The sequence below is a fragment of the Citrobacter sp. wls827 genome, from assembly GCF_005280875.1.
Taxonomy (GTDB): Bacteria; Pseudomonadota; Gammaproteobacteria; order Enterobacterales; family Enterobacteriaceae; genus Citrobacter; species Citrobacter youngae.
Genome location: NZ_SZWR01000024.1, coordinates 76,175 through 100,723, shown reverse-complemented (window position 1 = coordinate 100,723; position 24,549 = coordinate 76,175). Strand labels below are relative to the sequence as shown.

Here is a 24,549-nt window from a genome sequence, read left to right as displayed (position 1 = left end):
TTTATCCGCGATTTGCAGCAATACGTGCAAATGTCAGGAATGCTGCCCGCAGAGTGAATATTTGCCGCTCTGCTTCCCTTTCACTTCGCGCTATATCTGCCGGGAAATGCAGTGTTCAGCGGAGGTAGCATGGGATCATGGAAATGCATAGGGCTGGTTTTGCTGGTCTGGAATTTACCTGTATGGGCTGTTTGCCCCGTCTGGTCGCCTGCCCGGGCAAATGAGGAAATTTCACGACTACAGCAGCAGATAACACAGTGGAATGACAGTTACTGGAAACAGGGTGAAAGTGCCGTAGACGACGGCGTTTATGACCAGCTCAATGCGCAACTCATCCAATGGCAACGTTGTTTTGGCGATGAAGCCAAAACAGATCTGTCTGCGCCCCCAATAAGTGGCACCGTCTCGCACCCTGTTCCCCATACGGGAGTTCGAAAACTTGCCGATAAGAAAGCGCTACAGCAATGGATGCAGGCCCGCAGCGATCTCTGGGTACAGCCGAAGGTGGATGGCGTGGCGGTGACGCTGGTTTATCGCAATGGCAATTTGGTCCGGGCGATTAGCCGTGGTAACGGCCTGAAAGGTGAAGACTGGACGCAAAAGGTTCTTCAGATCCCTTCCGTACCCCATATCACCAAGGGACAGCTCGCTAACAGTACTCTGCAGGGTGAGATATTTTTGCAGCAGGAAGGGCATATCCAACAGCAGAGAGGGGGAATGAACGCCCGTTCAAAAGTTGCTGGAATGATGATGCGCCAGAGCAATCCGGAAATGTTACGCTCGCTGGCTATTTTTATCTGGGCGTGGCCCGATGGACCGGCTGCCATGTCGGAAAGACTGGAACAACTCACTGCTGCCGGTTTCAGTTTTACGCAACATTTTACCAGGGCCGTGAAGAGTGCAGATGATGTCGAGCAAGCACGCGCCAGTTGGTGGAGTTCAGCATTACCTTTTGTGACGGATGGCGTAGTTGTGCGAACGGGAAAAGAGCCGCAGGCGCGATACTGGCTCCCTGGACAGGGAGACTGGCTGGCAGCGTGGAAATATCCTCCCGTGGCCAGGGTGTCTGAGGTGACGGGTATTCAGTTCTCTGTTGGCAAAAGCGGGAAAATTGCCGTTGTTGCTATGTTGAAGCCCATCATGCTGGATGATAAGCGGGTGCAGCGCGTCAATATTGGCTCTGTCCGACGCTGGAATGAATGGGATATTGCACCTGGCGATCAGATTCTGATAAGCCTTGCCGGGCAGGGGATCCCCCGTATAGATGAGGTGGTCTGGCGCAGTACTCAACGTACTAAGCCAACGCCACCTGAGGGTCGCTTCAATTCATTAACCTGTTTTTATGCTACCCCGGAGTGTTATGCGCAGTTTGTCGCAAGGCTGGTCTGGCTGGGGGCCAAAGAGGTACTGGGGCTGGAGGGCATCGGCGAGGCGGGATGGCGGGAGCTCCATCAGGCGTATCGCTTTGAGCATATCTTTTCCTGGCTTGGGCTAACTCAGGAACAACTACAGGCCACATTTGGTGTAAGTAAAGGGGATAAGTTATGGCATCAGTTCAACCTGTCACGCGATCTTCCGTTCACGCGCTGGCTGATTGCTATGGGAATACCGATAACACAGGCTACGCTGAATGCCAGTCGGGATGGTTCATGGCTGCAGTTACACGAGCGTAGTGAACAAAGCTGGCGGCAGCTTCCTTTTATGGGGGAGCGGCGGGCTCGGCAGGTGATGCAGTGGCTGAAGAATCGGGAGATCACCGCGCTGAGCAACTGGTTAGCTGCTCAGCGGATCACGGGCTTTATGCCTTAATGCCCTTCATGACGATAGTAAAACACCGGCAGTCCTAACTTCAGGCGCAGCGCCAGTAGTCGGGCGGTAAAGCCGAAAAGCAGGGTGGAGATAACTACTACATCGTGGCTGGAGACATAATGCTGCAGCACGATGTACAGCACGGCAGCGGCAAATGATACGCCGGCATACAGTTCTTTCTGGAACACCAGCGGGATGCGTTTACAGAACATATCGCGTAATACGCCGCCGAAAACCCCGGTAGTGACCGCAGCGACCACGGCGATAATCGGACCATGGCCCATATCCAGCGCCACCTGAGCGCCAATAATAGAAAAGACCACCAGGCCCAGCGCATCCAGGACGAGGAAGATTTTACGCAGGTAGGGCATGACAGGAGCAATAATGGTGGTGAGTACCGCAGCGGTCGCCACGATAATGACGTATTCAGGGTGCTTTACCCAGCCGAGCGGATAATGCCCGAGAAGAATATCGCGTACTGAACCACCGCCAATGGCCGTCGCGGTGGCAATGATAATGACGCCAAATGTATCCATACGACGACGCCCAGCCGCAAGCGCACCGGTCATGGCTTCGGCAGTAATACCAATTAAGTATAAAACGTGTAACAGCATGTATTCCCCCTGATTTGCTGGGGGCTAAGGTTAACGATTTGTGCGCATTGTCACGATTGAGATTTTCTAAGGTGAAGTGATTTTAATAACTACAGCTAATGCGAAATTGTTGTAAACACGTTATGGCATGCGCTTTGTGATATGAGTGGTGACAATAAATGATGAGAAAATATAATTCTGGTCGCATAGATGAGAACTAATAGCGTCGGGAAAAGCACGTAGCGCCGCCGTTTATTGACGGGCTACGTGAGATGGTGACTTACTCGATATTCTGAATCTGTTCGCGCATTTGCTCGATCAATACCTTCAGTTCAATCGCGGAATTAGTCACTTCGGCATTGATAGACTTTGATGCCAGAGTGTTCGACTCACGGTTGAATTCCTGCATCATGAAGTCCAGACGACGGCCAACGGCCTCTTTTTTCTTCAGGATGTTGTAGGTTTCTTTGACGTGGGCTTCCAGGCGATCCAGTTCCTCAGCCACGTCGATACGCTGCGCCATCAGCACCAGCTCTTGCTCAAGACGATTATTTTCCAGTTGCACCTGAGCATCTTCCAGTTTGGCTACCAGACGCTCACGCTGCCATTGCAGGATTTCCGGCATATGCGCACGTACCTTCGTCACTTCAGCGCTGACGCCTTCCAGACGCTGCTCGATCAGCGCTTTCAGCGCCTGACCTTCAGTTTCACGTGCGACGATGAAGTCATCCAGCGTACCGTCAAGTGCGGCGAGGATTTCGGCGGCAATGGCGTCCAGATCCTGCTCCTGGGCAGCCATTACGCCAGGCCAACGCAGGATATCAACCGGGTTGATTTCACCTTCATCGCTCTGCATTTTGACCCAGTTAGCAGCGCTAACGAGCTGTTTAGCGAGCTTTTCATTCAGAATCAGCTCGCCCTGAGCGCTGGCATCAGGCTCAAAACGCAGGGTACATTCGACCTTACCGCGCGTCAGACGCGTGCGAATACGCTCGCGAACAACGGGTTCAAGACTACGGAACTGCTCCGGCAGGCGAAAATAAGTTTCCAGATAACGCTGGTTTACCGAGCGCATTTCCCAGGTAGCGCTACCCCATTCACCCTTGATTTCACGCCGGGCGTAGGCGGTCATGCTGCGGATCATAGACGTTCCTGTTTTTAAAGATGAGATGGGAGGATTATAGCCATCCATGTCTTGTCAGGATAGGAATAACAGTCGGAAGTCCGTATAATGCGCAGCCACATTCGTTTCAAGCCGGAGATTTTATCATGCGTCCAGCAGGTCGTAGTGCCAATCAGGTGCGTCCCGTCACCCTGACCCGTAATTATACAAAACACGCTGAAGGCTCCGTGCTGGTCGAATTTGGTGATACCAAAGTGCTGTGTACCGCCTCGATTGATGAAGGCGTACCGCGTTTTCTGAAAGGTCAGGGCCAGGGTTGGATCACCGCAGAATATGGCATGCTGCCACGCGCCACGCACACCCGTAACGCCCGTGAAGCGGCAAAAGGTAAGCAGGGCGGTCGTACCATGGAAATCCAGCGTCTTATTGCGCGTGCGCTGCGTGCCGCAGTTGACCTGAAAACCCTTGGCGAGTTCACTATTACTCTGGACTGCGATGTTATCCAGGCAGATGGCGGTACGCGCACCGCATCAATTACCGGTGCATGTGTTGCGTTAGCTGATGCGTTGAACAAGCTGGTCGCGAGCGGTAAACTGAAAACTAACCCGATGAAAGGGATGGTTGCAGCGGTTTCCGTGGGTATTGTTAACGGTGAAGCGCTCTGTGACCTCGAGTACGTTGAAGACTCTGCCGCAGAAACCGACATGAACGTGGTGATGACTGAAGACGGCCGTATTATTGAAGTACAAGGCACGGCGGAAGGCGAGCCATTCAGCCATGAAGAACTTCTCACCCTACTGGCGTTGGCCCGAGGGGGAATCGAATCCATTGTAGCGACGCAGAAGGCGGCGTTAGAAAATTGATTTTAAAGGCGACTGATGAGTCGCCTTTTTTTTGTCTGTAATAAAGTGAGATGAGGAGCGAATCCATGAAACCGTATCAGCGCCAGTTTATTGAGTTTGCGCTTAGCAAGCAGGTACTAAAGTTTGGCGAGTTTACGCTGAAATCCGGGCGTAAAAGCCCCTATTTCTTCAACGCCGGACTGTTTAATACCGGGCGCGACCTGGCTCTGTTAGGCCGTTTTTACGCCGAAGCGCTGGTGGATTCCGGTATTGAGTTCGATTTGCTGTTTGGCCCAGCGTACAAAGGTATTCCGATTGCGACTACAACGGCCGTTGCGCTGGCTGAACACCACGATAAAGATTTGCCGTACTGCTTTAACCGTAAAGAGGCGAAGACCCACGGTGAAGGTGGCAATCTGGTCGGTAGCGCACTTGAGGGGCGTGTCATGCTGGTGGATGACGTGATCACTGCCGGTACTGCGATTCGTGAATCCATGGAGATAATCCAGGCAAATGGCGCGACGTTGGCAGGGGTACTCATTTCTCTTGATCGTCAGGAACGCGGCCGCGGCGAGATTTCAGCGATTCAGGAAGTGGAACGCGATTATGGTTGCAAGGTGATTTCTATCATTACCCTGAAAGATCTGATTGCTTATCTGGAAGAAAAACCTGAAATGGCAGAACACCTGGCCGCAGTACGGGCGTATCGCGAAGAGTTTGGGGTATAAGAACTGCCGGATGGCGCTGCGCTTATCCGGCCTACGCACTTACCGGGCCTACGGCTTACGTAGGCCGGATAAAACGAAGTCGTTACTGCAACTGTGCGGCAACCAACGGCCAGCGGGTGTCAAAGTCATCCGTTGGACGGTATTTAAATTCGCTGCGCACGAAACGAGATAACATACCTTCACAGAAAGCCAGTAACTGACTGGCCAGCAGCGTTTCATCTACGGCGTAACCTTCGCCTTCACGCATTCTTTTTTCTCGCAGAACCTGGCGCAACTGTGCCTCAATACGTTCAAAAAGCTGGTTAATACGGCCTTGCAGACGATCCTGTTCAAACATGAGCGCATGCCCGGTCAGAATGCGCGTAAGACCGGGGTTACGTTCACCGAACCCTAAAATCAGCAGAACGATCAGACGCAGACGTGCGCCGGTGTCCTTTTCATCTTTTAAGATCAGATTGATACGGGTAATCAGACTATCTTCGATAAACTCAATCAGGCTATCGAACATGCGGGTCTTGCTGGGAAAATGGCGATACAATGCCGCTTCGGAAACGCCCACAGAGGCTGCCAGTTTTGCTGTCGTGATACGCTGGCTTCCATCACTGGATTCCAGCATCAGCGCCAGCGACTGAAGTATTTCTTCGCGACGATTCCTTTTCGCAGTTTGCTTTTCTACCATGTTACAAAATACCCCTGAAAATAAGCACTTGCCAGGCAGGCATCCACACAGCGACCGCAAACGACTGTTTGCGGTATGTTATTGCGTTATTACGCTACGGGATGCTTCTTTACGGGTTACTTGCGCCCGGAATGGCCGAAGCCGCCTTCGCCACGATCGGTGGCTTCAAACTCTTCCACCAGATTAAATTCAGCCTGCACAACCGGTACAAAGACCATCTGTGCAATACGTTCACCTGGTTCAATGGTGAAGCTATCCTGGCCACGGTTCCAGATGGATACCATCAGCTGACCCTGATAGTCGGAATCAATCAAACCGACCAGGTTACCCAGTACGATACCGTGCTTATGACCCAGACCAGAGCGTGGCAACATCACCGCGGCCAGTGAGGGATCGGCGATATGGATGGCTAACCCAGTTGGCACCAGCGTCGTTGCGCCAGGCGCCAGTTCTACGGCGTCATCAAGACAGGCACGCAGGTCAAGTCCGGCAGAACCAGAGGTGGCGTACGTCGGGAGCGGAAATTGTTTCCCTACGCGCGGGTCCAGAATTTTAACGTCGATTTTTTTCATCATAACGGGTCACGATCTCGTCGAGTAATAATTGGCCCAGGAGTTCTTTGCGCTCAAGCGGTAAGACTTTATCTCCATCCTGCCAAAAAAGGTGTAATGCGTTGCTATCGCTGTTAAATCCTTGAGTAGAAAGCGAAACATCGTTTGCACAGATCACATCAAGGTTTTTGCGGAGGCGTTTTTGCCGGGCATATTCTTCCACATTATTTGTTTCGGCGGCAAACCCAACGACAAAGGGACGGTTAGCATCCAGTGCGGCAACGCCGGCAATAATATCCGGGTTCTTGACCATTTTTACTGTTAATTCATCGCCCTGCGTCGCCTGTTTTTTGATTTTTTCGTGGGCGACAGTTTCAGCGCGGTAATCCGCGACTGCGGCGCAGCCGATAAAAATATGCTGTTGTTGCACCGCAGACTGCACAGCGGCTTCCATTTCCAGTGCGGTCACCACATCAACGCGCTGGACAAATGGCGGTGTGGGTAACGAAACCGGACCCGACACCAGCGTGACGTTTGCTCCGCGCTTTGCGGCCGCGGCCGCGATAGCAAATCCCATTTTCCCGGAGCTGTGGTTGGAAATATACCGCACGGGATCAAGCGGTTCACGCGTCGGGCCCGCCGTAATCATGATGTTGAGATGTTGCAGGGAGTTGACAGGTGAAAAATGTTCTGCCGCCATATCCACAATCGTTAACGGATCCAGCATACGTCCAGGACCGATATCACCACATGCCTGGCTACCGCTGTCAGGGCCCCAAATGAGCAAACCGCGCGAAGCAAGAATGCCCAGATTGTGCTGGGTCGCGGCAGCGCGATACATCTGCTGGTTCATGGCCGGCAGCACGGCAACAGGCGCGGGTGTTGCCAGACAAATCGTAGACACCAGATCGTTAGCCATACCGGCGGCAACGCGGGCAATCAGGTCTGCCGTCGCGGGAGCCAGAATAACCAAATCGGCCCATTTCCCCAGCTCAATATGGCCCATCGCGGCTTCGGCAGCGGGGTCGAGCAGGCTGTCAGATACCGGATAGCCCGAAACTGCCTGTAAGCTCAGGGGAGTAATAAAGGCTTTTGCCGCTTCGGTCATCGCCACGCGGACGTCTGCGCCGCGTTCCCGTAAACGACGCACCAGCTCAGGGGTTTTGTACGCAGCAATACCGCCACTGACGCCAAGTACGATTTTTTTACCGGCCAGGCTCATCATGATCTTTCCTGTTGGGTTACACCAGAAGGCGGATATTTTATCACACTCCATCATTTATCGTGCTTTTGACCGTGATCCACTTTGCGAAGCGCCACGAGGAATGGATAACAGAGCGTCGATCTGCCGTTGGTGTTATGCCACCATGCGGATGCGAAAGGAGGGGAAAGCATGGAAAATACAGGACGTATAATGCCTCGGGAAAAGCTGTTGGCACAGGGGGCAAGCTCGCTGACCGACGTTGAGCTGCTGGCTCTTTTTTTACGCACCGGGATGCTGGGTAAAGATGTCCTGACGCTGGCGAAAGAAATGCTACAACAATTTGATTCGCTTTACGGCCTGTTGTCGGCTGACTACATGGATTTTAGCCTGGTCCAGGGCATTGGCCTTGCGAAGTACGCTCAGCTTAAGGGAATTGCTGAGTTGGCAAGACGTTACTACGACGTGCGGGTGATAGAAGAAAGGTCGATACTTAGCCCGGAAATGGCACGTGAGTTTCTGCAAAGTCAGCTGTCGCAAGAAGAGCGCGAGATCTTTTTGGTGATCTTCATGGATTCACAACATCGAGTGATAAAACACAGCAAACTTTTTTCCGGGACGCTTAGCCATGTAGAGGTGCATCCGCGAGAAATTGTCCGCGCAGCGATAAAAATGAATGCTTCCGCGGTGATCCTTGCGCATAATCACCCTTCGGGGTGTGCAGAGCCGAGCAAAGCAGATAAACTCATCACCGAGCGTGTTGTGAAATGCTGTCAGTTCATGGATATCCGGGTGCTTGATCATCTGATAATTGGGCGCGGAGAGTACGTTTCTTTTGCGGAACGCGGTTGGATTTAACACACTTTACGCGATCCATCGGGATCTTTGTCTGTTCGGGACTTGAGCATAACGCCGGGTCAGCGTATACTACGCCACCTTTGAGAATCTCGGGTTTGGCATTTGGGCCTGGCAATCGAGAGTTCACTTAGAACGATGCGATGACCGGGCTGTAAAGCCTGACGAGGCGCCGATACCCCATACGAAGCTCGAGCTAATTTGATTTTTGGAGAATAGACATGTCCCGAGTCTGCCAAGTTACTGGCAAGCGTCCGGTGACCGGTAACAACCGTTCCCACGCACTGAACGCGACTAAACGCCGTTTCCTGCCGAACCTGCACTCTCACCGTTTCTGGGTTGAGAGCGAGAAGCGTTTTGTCACCCTGCGCGTATCTGCTAAAGGTATGCGTGTAATCGATAAGAAAGGCATCGATACAGTTCTGTCTGAACTGCGTGCCCGTGGCGAAAAGTACTAAGTACTTAAAGAGGAAATAAATCATGGCTAAAGGTATTCGCGAGAAAATCAAGCTGGTTTCTTCTGCTGGTACAGGTCACTTCTACACCACCACGAAGAACAAACGTACTAAGCCGGAAAAACTGGAACTGAAAAAATTCGATCCAGTTGTACGCCAGCACGTACTGTACAAAGAAGCGAAAATCAAATAATTTTCGTTTTGATGTAAAGAAAAACCCTGCCTCGGCGGGGTTTTTTGTTTTCTGGCCGTCCCCATATTAATGAGACCTGATACAGCGCCGGAGATGCTATGCCTGAATTACCTGAAGTCGAAACCAGTCGCCGTGGTATTGAGCCGCATCTGGTAGGGGCGAAGATTTTACACGCCACTGTGCGTAATGGTCGTTTGCGCTGGCCGGTATCCGAGGAAATTTATCGTCTGAGCGATAAACCTGTCCTGAGCGTACAGCGCCGTGCGAAATACCTGCTGCTGGAGCTGACGGATGGCTGGATTATCATTCATCTGGGGATGTCGGGTAGTCTGCGTATTCTTCCTGAAGAACTTCCCGCAGAAAAGCATGATCACGTCGACTTAGTGATGAGTAATGGCAAAGTTCTGCGGTATACCGATCCTCGGCGTTTTGGCGCCTGGCTGTGGACAAAAGAACTGGATGGACATAATGTGCTCGCTCATCTTGGCCCAGAGCCGCTGAGCGACGATTTCAACACTGCTTATCTCCAGCAGAAATGCGCAAAGAAGAAAACGGCGATAAAACCCTGGCTGATGGATAACAAGCTGGTGGTGGGGGTGGGAAATATCTACGCCAGTGAGTCTCTCTTTGCGGCTGGTATTCATCCTGACCGCCTGGCATCATCGCTGTCGAAAGATGAGTGTGAGCTGCTGGTACGCGTTATTAAGGCTGTATTGCTGCGCTCTATCGAGCAGGGTGGAACGACGCTGAAGGATTTTCTGCAAAGTGACGGTAAGCCAGGCTATTTTGCTCAGGAGCTGCAGGTCTATGGGAGAGAAGGCGAACCCTGTCGCGTATGCGGAGCGTCAGTCATTGCGACAAAACACGCTCAGCGTACAACGTTCTACTGCCGTCGCTGTCAGAAATAATATTCATTGCAGGCCGGATAAACCTTGTCGGCTTACCCGGCTAAATGCGCTACTTCAACTTATCCATTAGCGCCTGGTGAACATTTTTCGGCAGGAAGTGGGTCACGTCACCCTGGTGGCGGGCGACTTCTTTAACCAGCGATGATGAAATAAACGACCACTCTTTAGATGGCATCAAAAAGACGCTTTCCAGTTGCGGCATGAGATGACGGTTCATATGGGCCAACTGCATTTCATACTCAAAATCAGCCACGGCACGCAGGCCACGAATCAGAATATTAGCCTGATTATCGCGGGCAAAGTTTGCCATTAAATCGCTAAATCCCATGACTTCTATATTACCCAGATGCGCCGTTGCCTGCTGTGCCAGCTGAACGCGTTCTTCCAGCGTGAACATCGGTTTTTTACTGGGGCTTGCGGCAATTGCCAGGATCACGTGATCAAACATGCTCGTCGCACGTGTCACGATATCAAGATGGCCGTTAGTTATGGGATCGAAGGTTCCTGGATAAATCGCCCGTTTTTGCATGACAGCCCTCAATGCGTTTTGGGTGGCAGGTAAGGTTCCAGCAGCTGCAGCAGACGCTGTAGCGCGCCCTGATTTTGGTACAGTACTTCAACAGCATGGCGACCATAAAAATTACGATAATCTTCATCGGTCAGAAGGGACGAAACCTCTTTCACCAGCGTGGTGACGTCAGTGACGGTGATCAACCCACTTGCCTGTTCCAGTCGGGCGCAAATGTCTTTGAAGTTAAAGGTATGCGGGCCCATCAATACGGGAATGGCATGTGCCGCTGCTTCCAGTGGGTTGTGTCCACCACGCTCAACCAGAGAGCCACCGACAAAAGCAAGATCGGCAATTCCGTACAGTAGCATCAGCTCACCCATCGTGTCGCCAATAACCACCTGGGTACTTGAGGACGGCACTTCGCCTGAAGAACGTGTGGTAAAGCTTAGACCAGCCTGGCGTACGAGGTTAATGGCATCCGGGAAGCGCTCAGGGTGTCTGGGAACCAGAATCAATAAAAGATTCGGGAACTGGTGTAACAGCGCCTGATGAGCAGCGATGATGATGCTTTCTTCCCCGTCATGCGTGCTGGTCGCAATCCATACCGGGCGATGCGGTGCCCACTGGCGTCGCAACGTAACTGCTTTAGCGGCCAGCTGTGGGGTGACAGAAATATCAAACTTAAGGCTACCGGTGACGGTGACCTGATTGCTTTTGGCACCCAATGTAATGAAGCGAGCGCCATCCTCTTCGTTTTGCGCAGCAATCAGCGTAATGCGGCGTAATAGCCTGCTAACAAATTTTCCTAATTTAGCGTAGCCAGCGGCTGAACGAGCGGAAAGGCGCGCGTTGGCGATGACCAGCGGGATATGGCGCTTATGCAGTGCAGCGATCAGATTTGGCCAGAGCTCGGTTTCCATAATTAACACCAGTTTGGGGTCAACTTTATTCAGGAAACGGTTCAACGCATCCGGTAAATCATAGGGAAGATAAATATGTTGAACGTCTGTGCCAAAAGCAGATTGCACGCGCTCCGAACCGGTTGGCGTCATGGTGGTTACCGTGATCGGCAAATCCGGGTAACGATGTCGCAGAGCGCGGACTAATGGGATTGCTGCCAGCGTTTCACCCACGGAAACTGAATGGAGCATGATACCGCCTGGTTTCAGTGGGCGGCGATAAAAACCGTAGCGTTCACCCCAGCGTTTACGGTACGCCGGAGCTTTACGTCCGCGCACCCAAAGCCGTATCCAGATCAAAGGCTGAATAAGGTAGAAAAGGGCGGTGTAAAGCAATTCTAGCATAATAGTAGCTGGCTTATGGATGTGCTGGGGATTCTATGTATTTAACTATGGCTTTACCATCATTTTTGCTGATTTTTTGAGGAAACTGTACGGATCACGAGAAAGGGGGCCTGAGTTGTGTTGTCCCGCTTGGTAATCTCAGCAGTGGAAGGCTAAAAACGGAATGGTTATGGTCATAAAAACCGATCTTTTTATGGAATATGCCAGAAACATAACCATTCCTAAAAGACAATAATATCAATGCATTAGCGTTTTTTCTGTGTTTGGTATTTCTTAACTAAATACTTTACATAGAAAATAAAAGCACCGAAGAGTTGCCCATTGTGTTTTAAATGTGTGCTTTTTCGTGATAGCTGTTTATACGTAGTGGGTGCCAATAAAGGAATATCTTTCCACGGCGAATTCTCTCTGGCTATTTTGAAGTATTCGACTTCAGCATAATATTGTGCCCAGTCATGCCAGGGTTTAGTGACGCCGACATAGTGAATGAATACCGTTTGTGATGTGATTTTAAAGGCATCACCCCCTTTCCTGGCTAACGTATCGATGTTAAAGAATGAATTGAATTTATGGTCCAGGATTTTTACGTGATCATTGAAGAGGACGTTCAACGCATCCTGATCGGGATGTGAGAAACGGTTTTCATTAACCTTTGAAATGACTTGCAGAGTCAAATTAGTATCTTTTAATTCTGAAAGGTTAAAATACATGAAGCCTGAGTTGAAGTACCGGCCTGGATTTATGCCGACAACAGCAGATGTATCGACAAAGCTATCATGGACAGCCATTAATACATTGCCATTAAATTCTTCCGTGAGTAACGAGGCAAGGCTTCCTTTACATATAATATCAGAGTCAAGATATATAATGCTGCTGAGCTTATCGGTAAAGTAATCTATTGCAATAAGTCTGAAATAGATTGAATAATTCCATGCCTTAGATGCAGTAGGTAGATTTTTTAATTCATTATCATCCAGTACATAAAACGTAATGCGGGTATTATATTGGCTTGCCAGGACAGAAAAAAGATGAAGTTGATGTTCGTCAAGATAATTAGTGAAAATATGGAAATGGAAGTTCAGGTCCCGATTATTTAAAAGTACCGATGTAATTGAAACGCCCGTACCGTAAAGAAAGGGTCTGTCAGCGCCATAGGTAATATTGATACATGTGTTTTTTTTATCGTCGTTTTCAATATGTGCATTCTTAATATATTTTATTATATTTTCTTTCACATCTTTTTCCTTTTGATTCTTTCAGAGTGCACGCGTGTTTATGTAAGACAAAATGGCGCTCCTGTCGGCATAGAATAGAACAAACTGTAAAGGAAGGAAAGAGATACTTGGTGATTAAATTTCTTTATTAATCATTATGTTATGTGAAAATATTTTTGTGATTAGAGTGAGGGTACACAGTGAGAGGAAGAGACTAAAATTAATGGGGGATTTTTACGATGTTATATAATAAGATATGCCCCATAAATCGTGCTAGCGAGTGTTTGTTATTGATTAACAAGGCAATTTGAAGAAGTGAGATTTGAATTTTATGAATCAAGTAAGATACAGTCAAAATGGTAATATCTTGATTTTAAGCAAAGTTGTATTGGTTTTAATGATTTTTGGGTTATTTACGATAGATAATCAAGGGGTGCTAAATATGACCTCTTTGCTCGCTGTAGTTTTATCTATTTACTATATTAAAGCCAATAAAATAGATATTAAAAACATTGTGCTCGATCTCATGCAGAAGAGAAAACTATTGTTACTCTTCACGTTGTGGTGTGTTTTTTGTATTGTATTTTTCACCTATGAAGATAAATCTCTTGATGCCTTTATCATATTGATAAAAGACTGGCGTTACCCGTTAGTGATGATGTTATTTTTTGGAGCATTCAGTAAGCATATAACCTCACTGAGACAGGTCTTTGTCATTGGGGCGATACTTACTCTATCCTATATTGTCTTAGTAGTGCCGATTTTAAGAATTATAAAAAATAACCCGCAGGAACTGTATCTACAGCTTCGCTATGGTTTCGCATTCTATGTTGTTATGCTATTTCCTTTTGTATTAACAGGAGCGATTTTATTCAAGAATCACTTCCTGAAAACAGTATTATATATCATTTCTGCGCTTGCATTCGTCTTTTTATCATACACCGGGAGCCGCGCAGGGATCTTGGCAGTTGTTGTAGAGATTTTCCTGATTTCATTTCTGGTGAGTAAAACCATCAAGAGATTTATGGCTGCTACCTGTGGTTTGCTATTTATAATGGCTGCTTTGCTTATCGGGGCCTACAACACAGTGGGTCAGGTAAAAATGAAAGTCGATCAAACTCTGCAAATGAATAACGTCACATCCAGTCGTGATGAAATCATCTTAGACCGTTTCCCTTTAGTAATGGAGAATATCAACAATGCCATCTTTGGTATTGGATATGGGAATTCTACATACAATCAGTATTTAGAGGACCATAATGCGCCGAAAAATGGCGGGGTATATTCTGAGCGAAATAACGGCTATAATATAGATGAACCGTTTTTTATGATAATTCTTTATAATGTTGGGGCTATTGGTCTCTTCTTATTTACTGCGGCTTTTTTCATTACATTTAAAGACATATATATCCGAGCCAGAAGCCAAAAAGATATTTTTAGCATTTCATTACTGTGCTCTCTTGTTGGCTATATTCTGGTATATTGTTTATTTGAAAAGATGTTCATAAATGTCTTTTTATTATACAGCATAGCCATCCTGATGTTGTATGGCAAAAATGAGCCAGGAAAAATAACAAATTAACATCAAAATGAGCCTATGTGATGTCGTTGAGAATATAGGCTCAATTTTCATAATATGATAAATAGTCTCATATATTGTAAATATTAATTTTCCTCTAATTCACATAGAAAATTTCCATAGATATCGAATTGTCAAGTGAATAGTGGTATAATATAAGTGATAAAATAAGATGGTGTGATCTGCAGTACACAGGTAGCTGTTGAGCCTGGGGCGGTAGCGTGATTTGAAAATTAACAATAACCTGAAAGGGTATAGTGTGAAAAAGATCCTGGTAATAAAAATGCGCTTTCACGGCGATATGTTGCTAACCACACCGGTCATCAGCACGCTTAAAAAAAATTATCCTGATGCTGATATTGATGTTCTACTCTACGAAGATACCATTCCTATTTTATCTGAAAACCCCGATATCCATGCTTTGTATGGCATAAAAAATAAAAAGAGCTCTGCTTTTGAGAAAGCAAAAAATTTCTTAGCGCTGATCAAGGTACTACGTGGCAATCATTATGATTTAGTGGTCAATCTTACCGATCAGTGGATAGTTGCTTTATTGTGTCGTTGTTTGGATTGCCCAATAAAGTTGACACATGATTTCTCACACAGAAATAAAAAATTCTGGCGCGACAGTTTTACTCATCACCTTCCTCTAAGTGGCGAGCATTGGGTTGAACGCAATTTGTCTGTGTTGATGCCATTAAATTTAAAAGAATCAGTCCCGGTACTGAAAATGGTTTATGGTGAGCAAGTCTGGCAATCTGTTCGGAAAAAACTTCCTCAGGTTGATACCCAGAAGTATGTCGTTATACAGCCTACAGCGAGACAAGAATTCAAGTCGTGGGAGAATGATAGATTCTCCCTGGTGATTGATGCGATACATCATTTGGGGTATCAGGTTGTACTGACTTCTGGACCCGGTGCCAGCGATATTGCCTGCGTCGATGAGATTGCCAGGGCATGTGAAACCAAACCTTTAACTGAAATTGCCGGGAAGACAACATTCCCTGAGCTTGCTGCATTAATTGATCATGCTGTACTTTTTATTGGTGTCGACTCTGCCCCGATGCATATTGCTGCAGCTGTTAAAACCCCCATCATTTGCCTTTTCGGCGCCACCGATCATATCGCCTGGCGACCATGGTCTGATGATGTGGTTCAATTTTGGGCTGGTGATTACCAACCAATGCCAGTGCGTGAAAAACTTGATCGAAGTAAGAAATATTTATCTGCTATACCTGCGGAAGACGTGATTGCAGCCATAGCGTCACGGTTACCTAAACTCGACTAATAAAGCATCCGGATATATAAAATGGTTATTGCTTTCTGTTTGTATAAATATTTCCCTTTTGGTGGGTTACAGCGTGATTTTTTGCGTATAGCGTCGACAGTCGCATCACGTGGACATCATGTTCGGGTTTACACACAATCATGGCAAGGAAATATTCCAGACAGCCTGGAGATCATCATTGTTCCTGTGAGGTCATGCTCCAACAACGGGAAAAATGCTGAGTATCATCGGTGGGTAAGTAAACATCTTGAGAGTAATCCAGCAGATCGGGTTGTTGGGTTCAATAAAATGCCTGGATTAGATGTTTATTATGCTGCTGATGTCTGCTACGCAGAAAAAGTCGCGCAAGAAAAAGGTTTGCTCTATCGTCTGACACCACGATACCGACATTATGCCGCCTTTGAGAAAGCAACATTTGCTGAGGGAAAATCAACACAGCTGTTGATGCTAACAGATAAGCAAATTGCGGATTTTCAGAAGCACTATCATACTGAGTCAACGCGTTTCCATATCCTTCCGCCGGGGATTTATCCTGACAGAAAATACAGCTCTCAGGCAGCAAATTGCAGAGCTAGCTTCAGGAAAGAAAATGATATCAGTGATTCCCAGTATTTAATTATACAAATCGGTTCTGATTTTACCCGTAAAGGTGTCGACAGAACTATCAAGGCGATTGCTTCCTTACCGGAAGCTGTCCGCAAACAAACGATTCTATTTGTTGTGGGTCAGGATAAGCCTGATCGCTATATAAAGCTGGCAACAGAGTATGGTGTTGCTGACAATATCAAGTTCTTCCCTGGCCGTAATGATGTCTCAGAGTTAATGGCAGCGGCCGATCTATTGATTCATCCGGCATACCAGGAAGCCGCAGGGATCGTGCTGGTTGAAGCAATTGTAGCAGGTTTACCTGTCATAACAACGGCAGTTTGCGGATATGCTCATTATGTTAAAGATGCTGAGTGCGGCATTGTTATTGATGAACCGTTTGAACAAAAATTATTAAATGAAGCTGTTTATTTTTCTTTAACTGACTCAGAGCAGAGAAATGCATGGAAAGAGAATGCACGACACTTTGCTGATACTCAAGACCTTTATAGTCTACCTGAGAAAGCAGCTGATATTATTATAGGTGGTGCCCATGGTTGAATTAAAAGAACCATTTTTATCCTTGTGGAAAGGGAAAGATGCTTTTTCTGAAGTGCAGAAGCTGCAGGGAGAAACATTTAGACAGCTCGAAACGCGTAGAACGATAAGGTTTGAGATTGCAGGTAAAAGCTATTTCCTGAAATGGCACCAGGGAACTAAACTGAAGGAAGTTATCAAAAACTTGTTCTCTTTACGTTTGCCGGTACTCGGAGCTGATAGAGAATGGAATGCTATACACCGTTTGCAGGAACTGGATGTTGATACAATGCACGGTGTTGGTTTCGGGCAACAAGGTATAAATCCGCTCAACCGTATCTCATTTATTATAACTGAAGATCTGAGCCCGGCGGTTAGCCTGGAAGACTATTGCGCAGATTGGTTGGTGAATCCACCTTCGCGGAAAATTAAAATGGCATTAATTGAGCGTCTTGCCATTATGGTCAGAAGGATGCATCAGGGAGGCGTTAATCACCGTGATTGCTATCTCTGCCACTTCTTATTGCATCAACCGGCCAATTTTGAGGATAATACGTTCAAACTGTCGGTTATTGATCTGCACCGAGCTCAGATAAGAAATGCGGTTCCTGTTCGTTGGCGCAATAAAGATCTGATTGGTTTGTACTTCTCCTCGTTGAACATCGGGTTAACGCAAAGAGACTACTTCAGATTTTTGAAGATATACTTTGAAAAAGACATTAATAAAATTATTCGTGATGAGTCTGATCTCTTTGCAACCTATGCAAAAAAAACTGATAAAATTATTAATCATACATCAAAGAATAAACTATAAATATGAAATAATAGACTTTGTATAGCTACATAGAATAGTTAATTAAGTTTATTCAGCTGGCCAGCAATTGTTAACCTTTATTTCACAATGACTGTGCTGGCTTAATTATATTAGAGGGTTTGAACTCATGTACGTGCTGGTCATTTCGCTTCCTTTTGACGATGCCCGACGAAAACGCGTATCAGATATAATGAATGAATTAAATATCGAGTATTCGTTCGTTGATGCTATCTATGGGAAAAATTTGTCTGCCGAAGAAAAGCGCAAGATACCGTTAGCTGACTTTCAGCACAGGGAAAACCATACGCCTACTGATGGTGAACTGGGTTGCTCACTAAGCCATATGAAGGCATTTAAACAGTTTGGGCAGAGTGGACAAGATTGGGTTTGTATTCTTGAGGATGACGCAATAATCGATCAGAATTTTAAGGAATTTATATCGACAATTGATGAAAGTGTTCTCAATAAAGATGCGTTATACCTACTTGGTGGGCAAGATGGTTTAAGGTATAAGAATAAAGTTGTCTTAAATTTGCTTAAACTCAAAAAAATTGGTGGCCAGACCTTCGGCAAAGTCATATTTGGTCATGGATATGTTTTGCGAGCCTGCGGTTATTTGATGAATTCGGTAACTGCTCAAAAACTTGTTTCCCGTTTTGAAAATAACTTTTTCATCATAGATGAATGGGCATATCTGATGCGTCAGGGATATTTTTCTGATATATACCTGGCAAACTTTGTCCATCATCCTGAAGAGTTGTCCGGGAGCTGGTTAGAGAAAGAACGTAAAGAGATAAAGAGTCACAAGAAAAAGCAGAAATCACTTTTCAGACGTAAAATTTCATCCTCATACTGGCATGCCCGACGAATTATTCTTGGGTTATGTTGGTGGAAGTAGATGAACGCAATAATGCTTAATCGTGGATGAAATACGATATAGTGCATAGTTTTAGTCAGCTGCAGATATGTTAAATAGCAAAGCGACTGTATAAGAACGAATTTAACATATCTGCGATACCTGAATAACTACAGCAGCGCTATGTGAGAATAAACTTGAGTGGGTTCAAGCAAAACAAGCTTTCCTTCCGGGGCACGACATGTGACCTGATTCTTCCCGTATCCCCCAATCAACCCCGGGTCCGTAGGGCCATATAGTGTAACATTCGGCCGATCCAGTGCGGCGGTCAAGTGGCTTAATCCGGTATCAACGGATACCACAAATTTAGCGCCGGCTAATATCCGGGCTACATCCCCAAGACTCATTCGCGGTAAAACATCTACGTAATCAAATCCTTCTGCCAGTCGTCTGGCTCGCGCTTCTTCATGCGGAGCCCCCCAGGGGAGCTTAATACGTATTTCTGCGTGATTTAATAAGCCAATGAGCTCCCGCCACTTCGCTTCCGGCCAGTGCTTGTCATCACGAGTGGTGGCGTGCAGGAAGACGGCATACTGCCCTGCATCGGCATTGCGTTCATTCAGAAAATGCTGCGCAATAGCGTAATCCCCCTGCGACTGGGATTTGGTATATCCCAGACTTTTCGCGAACAGCTCACGAGTGCGTTCAACAGCATGCTGTTGTTTGGCGATATGATGCTTACGGTTATAAAACAGACTCGCCAGCGGTTCGCGCGCGGTACTCCAGTCCATACCATGCTTAATGCCATGCGCCAGACGTGTGACCAGCGCGGCGCTTTTTACCAGCCCCTGCGCATCGATAACCACGTCATAGTTCTGTAAACGCACCGCCTCGCGAAAAGCTTTGCGCTCAGCTTTAATGGGGGCGGAAAACCAGGCTTTACGCCAGCGGCGAATCGCCACCGGGATCACACGGTCAACGGTCGGATGCCAGGAGGGGATTTGAGCAAACCCTTCTTCCACTACCCAATCAAACTGAATATCCGCAATGGCCTGCTGCGCATCTGTTAATGCGGGCAACGTATGCAGTACATCGCCCATTGACGATGTTTTAACGATCAGAACCCGCATCCGTCAGACTTCCTCTTGTAACAACAGGTCATTCAGTTCTTCCAGTACGCGCTGAGGTGTGATGTCAATCAGGCTCTGGTGATACCCTTGTGCAGCATCCCCCTTACGCACTTTATGATAGCCCGTAATCAGGCGAATCACGCGAGCTTTGTGGGAGAGTGGTGGAGTGAAATCCGGGCTACTAGGGCCATACAGAGCGACCAGCGGACGATTTAGTGCGGCAGCCACGTGCATCAAACCGGAGTCATTGGTGACCACGGCTTTGCAGGCGGCGAGCAGAATAACGGCCTGCTCCAGCTGCGTTTCGCCCGCCAGATTACGACACCAGGCCTGCTGCTCAACGCTTAACGTTGCCAGGATTTCATTTCCGGCTTCATGATCTTTTGCCGAGCCAAACAGCACAATCTGATGACCTTCGTCGATCAGCTGTTTTGCCAGTTCAGCATAATGGTAGTGTGGCCAGCGTTTCGCCGGACCAAATTCCGCACCAGGGCAAAAACCGATGATGGGGCGTTCGGCAGAAAGGGAGAACTGACTACAGGTCAGAGACTTTTCACCTTCACTGACCTGCAATTGTGGCCACAGCAGAGGCTGCGGCAAATCTTTAGCCGACAGCATCACGCCTTTATCGTAGGCCAGGGCCACATAGCGTTCGACCATCAGCGGCCATGCATCTTTATCCAGCACACGCGCATCGTTCAGCAGACCATAGCGCATTTCGCCACGCCAACCGGTACGATGAGGAATACCCGCGAAGAAGGGTACCAGTGCGGATTTAAACGAGTTCGGCAGGACATACGCGCGATCGTAGCGTTTATCACGCAAACTGTGGCCCAGTTTGCGGCGCTCGCCAATCTCCAGCGCGCCGTGTCCCAGCGGCATGGCGATGGCGTCGTTGACTTCAGGCATACGCGATAACAGCGGACGGCACCACGCGGGTGCCATCACGTCGATTATTGCCTGGGGATAGCGCGCCTTGAGCGTGCGATAGAGACTTTGCGACATCATCATGTCGCCCACCCAGGACGGGCCAACCACCAGAATCCTCATAGATTGCCTGCCTTAAGCGTCGCGGTTCAGCCAGGCCATATATTCCGTTACGCCTTCAGCAACGGTCTTAAACGGCTTGTCATAGCCCGCAGCGCGCAGGTTAGTCAGATCCGCCTGAGTAAATGCCTGATAGCGGCCCTTCAGTTTTTCCGGGAACGGAATGTACTCAATGCTGCCTTTTTTGTGGTATGCCAGCGTGGCATCCGCGACGGCCTGGAAAGACTCTGCGCGACCAGTACCGAGGTTAAAGATGCCGGAAACCCCGTTTTCCAGGAACCACAGGTTTACTGCTGCAACATCGCCGACATAGACGAAATCACGTTTGAAGTTTTCACTTCCTTCGAACAGCTTGGGTGTTTCGCCGTTATTGAGCTGAGTATTGAGATGGAAAGCGACGCTCGCCATGCTGCCTTTGTGACCTTCGCGCGGTCCGTAGACGTTGAAATAACGGAAGCCAACGATCTGAGAATTTGCTTCTGGCAGGATCTGGCGTACATATTCGTCGAACAGGAATTTTGAGTAGCCATAGACGTTCAGCGGCTTCTCATATTCACGAGATTCGATGAAGTCAGAGGTACGACCGCCGTACGTTGCTGCAGAAGAGGCATACAGGAAAGGAATTTCACGCTCCAGACAGTAGTGCAGCAGCTCTTTGGAGTATTGATAGTTGTTGTCCATCATATACTTGCCATCCCACTCGGTGGTGGAAGAGCATGCGCCTTCGTGGAAAATCGCTTCGATATCGCCGAAATCTTCCCCGGCCATAATCTGGATCAGGAAGTCTTCCTTATCCATATAGTCAGCAATATTCAGATCCACCAGATTCACAAACTTGGTGCCGTCTTTCAGGTTGTCCACCACCAGAATATCGGTAATGCCTTTGTCATTCAGGGACTTAACGATGTTGCTGCCGATAAAGCCCGCGCCGCCGGTAACGATGATCATAAATGTAACCTTCGAATTATGGAGTCAGAGACAATCTCAGACACGAATACCTCTAATCATATCACTACATGGCTTCGGCTTCAGCAGTACGTCGCGTCATGTGGCGTATGACATGTGTACTGATTATTGCTTCAGTCATTCTTAATTGAAATAGTTAGGGTCTGGTGGTGTATGATTCACGTCGTAAATGGATGTTCAGGCGCGCGGTGCCGGCTTTTTCGGAGCCATCAACGAATGAATAAGCAAGGTAAAGCACTGTGTTGGGACTGACAATAGTCGTTGGAATGAAAATAATATATGCAACTTAAGAAGATAATTATTACAGGTTATGAAACCAGTGGCCTCGGAGGTATGGAGACGGTATGTATTAATTTGGTGAAGCTGCTGCGAACGCAAGACCCTGATATTGATGTCTCTTTTGTTTTTTTTAAGAAAAATAATAATAGCAATGTCAATAATGACTGGCTCACAGGGCAGCGCTATTGTCATCTATCTTCTAATATAAAAATAACTAAATTAAGAAGACTAAGTTTTGCTTATGGTTTGCGAAAAATTATTCTTCAGGAAAGTCCAGATATAATTGTTTCCCTGGATACGCTTTCATGTTACATCAGTCACGTTGCAAGGAAATATACAAGCAAGCAGGTGAAAATATTTTCATGGTTTCACTTCTCTATTTTTAACTTCTACAAAAATAATTATAAGAAAAAAATCAAGTATATTAATAAAGCTGACTATCATCTTTCAATTAGCTCAGGGATAACTCAGCAGCTCATTGAGATGGGAATAGAAAAAAGCACTATTGCAACGATTTACAATCCCGTTGCGCGATGCGATATCCGTATCCCTACCCCTGAGAAGCATGCCCGGTTTGTGTATGTAGGCAGGGTTGTGGCAGATGGACAGAAAAATGTACGCAGTCTTTTCAACGGGTTGGCCAAACTAAAAGGGAAGTGGTCCTTAGATATTGTCGGCACCGGCCCGGATGTTGATACCTTAACGGCATTAGCTGAAACGTTGGGGATTAGTGGAAATATTCACTGGCATGGTTGGCAGAAATCACCATGGGAATATATTCAAAATACGCTAAAAAATATCACCTGCCTGCTGCTAACTTCTCATTTTGAAGGTTTCGTTATGGTTCTGGTTGAAGCCAGTGCTCACGGTGTTTATGCCATTAGCTCTGATTGCGAAACGGGGCCTGCAGACATTATCAAAGAAGGGATAAACGGTAATTTATACCCTACTGATGAACCGGAAAAATTTGTTTCCTTGCTACAAGGTATTGTTGATGGAAAAACGTTGCCTGCCGGCGAACAGATTCAGCAGGCGATTGAGGAATTCTACGAAGATAACTATATCATTAAGGTTAATAAGGCCTTTGCTATGGCAGGATTTACTCTGGCACCGTCATCAGCGTCTCAGGCCATTGATGACGCGACAACGTAAGTCAGGTTGTGATGCCAGGTCTGTCATTCCTGAAAGGTTATGTGGGTACACGTGATTTATGCTGCATTTTAGACAAGTCATGATGAGTCATCTCGTACAAACCAATAGCATTGGGTAATATGTGCTGAAATTTGCCCAGTCTGGAGAATTGCAATGCGTGGGAATTTTTATAAGCAGTTAACGAACGATCTGGAAACCGCACGCGCGGAGGGGTTGTTTAAAGAAGAGCGCATTATTACGTCTGCTCAGCAGGCTGATATCACCGTGGCTGACGGAAGCCATGTTATTAACTTTTGTGCGAACAACTACTTAGGGCTGGCTAACCACCCGGAACTGATTGCAGCGGCAAAAGCGGGTATGGATTCTCACGGATTTGGTATGGCCTCGGTGCGCTTTATTTGTGGCACTCAGGACACCCATAAGCAACTGGAGCAAAAACTGGCGGCATTCCTCGGTATGGAAGATGCCATTCTTTACTCTTCTTGCTTTGACGCCAACGGCGGCCTGTTCGAAACGCTGCTGGGCGCAGAAGATGCCATTATCTCTGATGCTCTGAACCACGCTTCTATCATTGATGGCGTTCGTCTGTGTAAAGCGAAGCGTTTCCGCTACGCCAACAACGATATGCAGGAACTGGAAGCGCGTCTGAAAGAAGCGCGTGAAGCAGGCGCCCGCCACGTATTGATCGCCACCGATGGTGTGTTCTCTATGGACGGCGTTATCGCTAACCTGAAAGGCGTATGCGATCTGGCAGACCAATATGATGCGCTGGTCATGGTTGATGATTCCCATGCCGTCGGTTTTGTCGGTGAAAATGGTCGTGGCTCCCATGAATACTGTGACGTGATGGGTCGTGTGGACATCATCACCGGCACGCTGGGCAAAGCACTCGGCGGCGCATCTGGTGGTTACACTGCGGCACGTAAAGAAGTTGTTGAGTGGCTGCGTCAACGTTCCCGTCCGTATTTGTTCTCTAACTCACTGGCTCCGGCAATTGTTGCTGCTTCCATTAAGGTGCTGGAGATGGTTGAGGCGGGTAGCGACCTGCGCGATCGTCTGTGGGCGAATGCGCGTCAATTCCGTGAGCAAATGTCCGCAGCAGGCTTCACGCTGGCAGGGGCCGATCACGCGATTATTCCGGTAATGCTGGGTGATGCGGTTGTTGCGCAGGCGTTTGCCCGCGAACTGCAAAAAGAGGGGATTTACGTTACCGGATTCTTCTATCCGGTGGTTCCAAAAGGCCAGGCGCGTATTCGTACCCAGATGTCTGCGGCACATACCCCTGAGCAGATTACGCGTGCAGTCGACGCGTTCACACGCATTGGTAAACAACTGGGCGTTATTGCCTGA

General features: G+C 47.7%; 25 protein-coding genes. 14 read left to right on the top strand and 11 right to left on the bottom strand.

The genetic code is table 11. From position 1 onward, the window contains the following. Positions 1-129 precede the first annotated feature (129 nt). Positions 130-1,809 carry an NAD-dependent DNA ligase LigB gene (ligB, locus tag FDX03_RS20890; protein WP_137346523.1) on the top strand — a complete coding sequence of 560 codons (1,680 nt, stop codon included), beginning with the start codon at positions 130-132 and terminating at the stop codon, positions 1,807-1,809. On the opposite strand, the gene FDX03_RS20885 is transcribed toward ligB, so the two are convergent. Both FDX03_RS20885 and FDX03_RS20880 read right to left on the bottom strand, forming a co-directional pair. Continuing rightward, positions 1,806-2,423: a trimeric intracellular cation channel family protein gene (locus tag FDX03_RS20885; RefSeq protein WP_003024049.1), complete on the bottom strand. Its 618-nt coding sequence runs from the start codon at positions 2,421-2,423 to the stop codon at positions 1,806-1,808. The two genes, ligB and FDX03_RS20885, sit on opposite strands and share 4 nt — an antisense overlap. Before the next feature lie 259 nt (positions 2,424-2,682). Next, positions 2,683-3,546, bottom strand: coding sequence for a YicC/YloC family endoribonuclease (locus tag FDX03_RS20880; RefSeq protein ID WP_003024052.1), 864 nt, complete (start codon positions 3,544-3,546; stop codon positions 2,683-2,685). Between the two features lie 125 nt (positions 3,547-3,671). Between FDX03_RS20880 and rph the strand changes: the two genes are divergently transcribed. Then, positions 3,672-4,388: a ribonuclease PH gene (rph, locus tag FDX03_RS20875; protein WP_003024054.1), complete on the top strand. Its 717-nt coding sequence runs from the start codon at positions 3,672-3,674 to the stop codon at positions 4,386-4,388. A 65-nt stretch (positions 4,389-4,453) separates the two neighbouring features. Then, positions 4,454-5,095: an orotate phosphoribosyltransferase gene (pyrE, locus tag FDX03_RS20870; protein WP_061066836.1), complete on the top strand. Its 642-nt coding sequence runs from the start codon at positions 4,454-4,456 to the stop codon at positions 5,093-5,095. An 82-nt stretch (positions 5,096-5,177) separates the two neighbouring features. On the opposite strand, the gene slmA is transcribed toward pyrE, so the two are convergent. From slmA to coaBC, 3 genes are all read right to left on the bottom strand, one after another. After that, positions 5,178-5,774 carry a nucleoid occlusion factor SlmA gene (gene slmA / locus FDX03_RS20865; protein ID WP_048213722.1) on the bottom strand — a complete coding sequence of 199 codons (597 nt, stop codon included), beginning with the start codon at positions 5,772-5,774 and terminating at the stop codon, positions 5,178-5,180. Positions 5,775-5,890: 116 nt separating this feature from the next. Next, positions 5,891-6,349: a dUTP diphosphatase gene (gene dut, locus FDX03_RS20860; protein ID WP_061066835.1), complete on the bottom strand. Its 459-nt coding sequence runs from the start codon at positions 6,347-6,349 to the stop codon at positions 5,891-5,893. Further along, positions 6,327-7,547, bottom strand: coding sequence for a bifunctional phosphopantothenoylcysteine decarboxylase/phosphopantothenate--cysteine ligase CoaBC (gene coaBC, locus FDX03_RS20855; RefSeq protein ID WP_101742527.1), 1,221 nt, complete (start codon positions 7,545-7,547; stop codon positions 6,327-6,329). Before coaBC ends, dut begins: the two co-directional genes overlap by 23 nt. A 171-nt stretch (positions 7,548-7,718) precedes the next feature. Here coaBC and radC point away from each other — a divergent pair, with 171 nt between their 5' ends. The 4 genes from radC (at position 7,719) to mutM (ending at position 9,937) form a co-directional block, all read left to right on the top strand. After that, entirely contained in the window at positions 7,719-8,384 is a 666-nt protein-coding gene (radC, locus tag FDX03_RS20850; RefSeq protein ID WP_061066833.1) for a DNA repair protein RadC, read from the top strand. A 218-nt stretch (positions 8,385-8,602) separates the two neighbouring features. Then, positions 8,603-8,839, top strand: coding sequence for a 50S ribosomal protein L28 (gene rpmB, locus FDX03_RS20845; protein ID WP_002436699.1), 237 nt, complete (start codon positions 8,603-8,605; stop codon positions 8,837-8,839). Between the two features lie 22 nt (positions 8,840-8,861). Beyond that, a complete protein-coding gene (gene rpmG, locus FDX03_RS20840; protein ID WP_003024094.1) occupies positions 8,862-9,029 on the top strand; it encodes a 50S ribosomal protein L33 in 168 nt (55 codons plus the stop codon). Positions 9,030-9,127: 98 nt separating this feature from the next. Next, positions 9,128-9,937 (top strand): bifunctional DNA-formamidopyrimidine glycosylase/DNA-(apurinic or apyrimidinic site) lyase, encoded by an 810-nt coding sequence (mutM, locus tag FDX03_RS20835; protein WP_061066832.1) that lies wholly within the window; start codon positions 9,128-9,130, stop codon positions 9,935-9,937. 49 nt (positions 9,938-9,986) lie between these two features. Here the strand turns inward: mutM and coaD are convergent, their stop codons facing one another. From coaD to FDX03_RS20820, 3 genes are all read right to left on the bottom strand, one after another. Further along, positions 9,987-10,466 (bottom strand): pantetheine-phosphate adenylyltransferase, encoded by a 480-nt coding sequence (gene coaD, locus FDX03_RS20830; protein WP_048213718.1) that lies wholly within the window; start codon positions 10,464-10,466, stop codon positions 9,987-9,989. An 8-nt stretch (positions 10,467-10,474) separates the two neighbouring features. After that, positions 10,475-11,752, bottom strand: a complete 1,278-nt coding sequence (gene waaA / locus FDX03_RS20825; RefSeq protein WP_048213717.1) for a lipid IV(A) 3-deoxy-D-manno-octulosonic acid transferase — start codon at positions 11,750-11,752, stop codon at positions 10,475-10,477. A gap of 245 nt (positions 11,753-11,997) precedes the next feature. Beyond that, positions 11,998-12,987 (bottom strand): glycosyltransferase, encoded by a 990-nt coding sequence (locus FDX03_RS20820; protein ID WP_137346522.1) that lies wholly within the window; start codon positions 12,985-12,987, stop codon positions 11,998-12,000. 310 nt (positions 12,988-13,297) lie between these two features. Between FDX03_RS20820 and FDX03_RS20815 the strand changes: the two genes are divergently transcribed. The 5 genes from FDX03_RS20815 (at position 13,298) to FDX03_RS20795 (ending at position 18,667) form a co-directional block, all read left to right on the top strand. Next, entirely contained in the window at positions 13,298-14,548 is a 1,251-nt protein-coding gene (locus tag FDX03_RS20815) for an O-antigen ligase family protein (RefSeq protein ID WP_137346521.1), read from the top strand. A 256-nt stretch (positions 14,549-14,804) separates the two neighbouring features. Continuing rightward, positions 14,805-15,833, top strand: a complete 1,029-nt coding sequence (rfaQ, locus tag FDX03_RS20810; protein ID WP_137346520.1) for a lipopolysaccharide core heptosyltransferase RfaQ — start codon at positions 14,805-14,807, stop codon at positions 15,831-15,833. A gap of 21 nt (positions 15,834-15,854) precedes the next feature. Then, positions 15,855-16,979 carry a glycosyltransferase family 4 protein gene (locus FDX03_RS20805; protein ID WP_137346519.1) on the top strand — a complete coding sequence of 375 codons (1,125 nt, stop codon included), beginning with the start codon at positions 15,855-15,857 and terminating at the stop codon, positions 16,977-16,979. Further along, positions 16,972-17,769: a lipopolysaccharide core heptose(I) kinase RfaP gene (gene rfaP, locus FDX03_RS20800; RefSeq protein WP_048213714.1), complete on the top strand. Its 798-nt coding sequence runs from the start codon at positions 16,972-16,974 to the stop codon at positions 17,767-17,769. The genes FDX03_RS20805 and rfaP overlap by 8 nt, the downstream gene beginning before the upstream one ends. A gap of 127 nt (positions 17,770-17,896) precedes the next feature. Then, complete coding sequence (locus FDX03_RS20795) at positions 17,897-18,667, top strand: glycosyltransferase family 25 protein (RefSeq protein WP_137346518.1); 771 nt, start codon at positions 17,897-17,899, stop codon at positions 18,665-18,667. A gap of 128 nt (positions 18,668-18,795) precedes the next feature. Here the strand turns inward: FDX03_RS20795 and rfaC are convergent, their stop codons facing one another. Genes rfaC through rfaD form a run of 3 tightly spaced genes read right to left on the bottom strand, consistent with a single transcriptional unit; the run spans position 18,796 to position 21,750 of the window. Beyond that, positions 18,796-19,755: a lipopolysaccharide heptosyltransferase RfaC gene (gene rfaC / locus FDX03_RS20790; RefSeq protein ID WP_137346517.1), complete on the bottom strand. Its 960-nt coding sequence runs from the start codon at positions 19,753-19,755 to the stop codon at positions 18,796-18,798. Between the two features lie 3 nt (positions 19,756-19,758). Further along, entirely contained in the window at positions 19,759-20,805 is a 1,047-nt protein-coding gene (gene rfaF, locus FDX03_RS20785) for an ADP-heptose--LPS heptosyltransferase RfaF (RefSeq protein WP_048213711.1), read from the bottom strand. A gap of 12 nt (positions 20,806-20,817) precedes the next feature. Continuing rightward, a complete protein-coding gene (rfaD, locus tag FDX03_RS20780) occupies positions 20,818-21,750 on the bottom strand; it encodes an ADP-glyceromanno-heptose 6-epimerase (RefSeq protein WP_003827312.1) in 933 nt (310 codons plus the stop codon). A gap of 297 nt (positions 21,751-22,047) precedes the next feature. Between rfaD and FDX03_RS20775 the strand changes: the two genes are divergently transcribed. Together FDX03_RS20775 and kbl are read left to right on the top strand one after the other, a co-directional pair. Next, positions 22,048-23,199, top strand: coding sequence for a glycosyltransferase (locus tag FDX03_RS20775; protein WP_115601299.1), 1,152 nt, complete (start codon positions 22,048-22,050; stop codon positions 23,197-23,199). Positions 23,200-23,352: 153 nt separating this feature from the next. Then, a complete protein-coding gene (gene kbl, locus FDX03_RS20770) occupies positions 23,353-24,549 on the top strand; it encodes a glycine C-acetyltransferase (RefSeq protein ID WP_048213709.1) in 1,197 nt (398 codons plus the stop codon).

Coding starts and splice junctions, on each gene's coding strand:
- ligB (WP_137346523.1), top strand. CDS start 130: ATGGGATCATGGAAATGCATAGGGCTGGTTTTGCTGGTCTGGAATTTA.
- FDX03_RS20885 (WP_003024049.1), bottom strand. CDS start 2,423: ATGCTGTTACACGTTTTATACTTAATTGGTATTACTGCCGAAGCCATG.
- FDX03_RS20880 (WP_003024052.1), bottom strand. CDS start 3,546: ATGATCCGCAGCATGACCGCCTACGCCCGGCGTGAAATCAAGGGTGAA.
- rph (WP_003024054.1), top strand. CDS start 3,672: ATGCGTCCAGCAGGTCGTAGTGCCAATCAGGTGCGTCCCGTCACCCTG.
- pyrE (WP_061066836.1), top strand. CDS start 4,454: ATGAAACCGTATCAGCGCCAGTTTATTGAGTTTGCGCTTAGCAAGCAG.
- slmA (WP_048213722.1), bottom strand. CDS start 5,774: ATGGTAGAAAAGCAAACTGCGAAAAGGAATCGTCGCGAAGAAATACTT.
- dut (WP_061066835.1), bottom strand. CDS start 6,349: ATGATGAAAAAAATCGACGTTAAAATTCTGGACCCGCGCGTAGGGAAA.
- coaBC (WP_101742527.1), bottom strand. CDS start 7,547: ATGAGCCTGGCCGGTAAAAAAATCGTACTTGGCGTCAGTGGCGGTATT.
- radC (WP_061066833.1), top strand. CDS start 7,719: ATGGAAAATACAGGACGTATAATGCCTCGGGAAAAGCTGTTGGCACAG.
- rpmB (WP_002436699.1), top strand. CDS start 8,603: ATGTCCCGAGTCTGCCAAGTTACTGGCAAGCGTCCGGTGACCGGTAAC.
- rpmG (WP_003024094.1), top strand. CDS start 8,862: ATGGCTAAAGGTATTCGCGAGAAAATCAAGCTGGTTTCTTCTGCTGGT.
- mutM (WP_061066832.1), top strand. CDS start 9,128: ATGCCTGAATTACCTGAAGTCGAAACCAGTCGCCGTGGTATTGAGCCG.
- coaD (WP_048213718.1), bottom strand. CDS start 10,466: ATGCAAAAACGGGCGATTTATCCAGGAACCTTCGATCCCATAACTAAC.
- waaA (WP_048213717.1), bottom strand. CDS start 11,752: ATGCTAGAATTGCTTTACACCGCCCTTTTCTACCTTATTCAGCCTTTG.
- FDX03_RS20815 (WP_137346521.1), top strand. CDS start 13,298: ATGAATCAAGTAAGATACAGTCAAAATGGTAATATCTTGATTTTAAGC.
- FDX03_RS20805 (WP_137346519.1), top strand. CDS start 15,855: ATGGTTATTGCTTTCTGTTTGTATAAATATTTCCCTTTTGGTGGGTTA.
- rfaP (WP_048213714.1), top strand. CDS start 16,972: ATGGTTGAATTAAAAGAACCATTTTTATCCTTGTGGAAAGGGAAAGAT.
- FDX03_RS20795 (WP_137346518.1), top strand. CDS start 17,897: ATGTACGTGCTGGTCATTTCGCTTCCTTTTGACGATGCCCGACGAAAA.
- rfaC (WP_137346517.1), bottom strand. CDS start 19,755: ATGCGGGTTCTGATCGTTAAAACATCGTCAATGGGCGATGTACTGCAT.
- rfaF (WP_048213711.1), bottom strand. CDS start 20,805: ATGAGGATTCTGGTGGTTGGCCCGTCCTGGGTGGGCGACATGATGATG.
- rfaD (WP_003827312.1), bottom strand. CDS start 21,750: ATGATCATCGTTACCGGCGGCGCGGGCTTTATCGGCAGCAACATCGTT.
- FDX03_RS20775 (WP_115601299.1), top strand. CDS start 22,048: ATGCAACTTAAGAAGATAATTATTACAGGTTATGAAACCAGTGGCCTC.
- kbl (WP_048213709.1), top strand. CDS start 23,353: ATGCGTGGGAATTTTTATAAGCAGTTAACGAACGATCTGGAAACCGCA.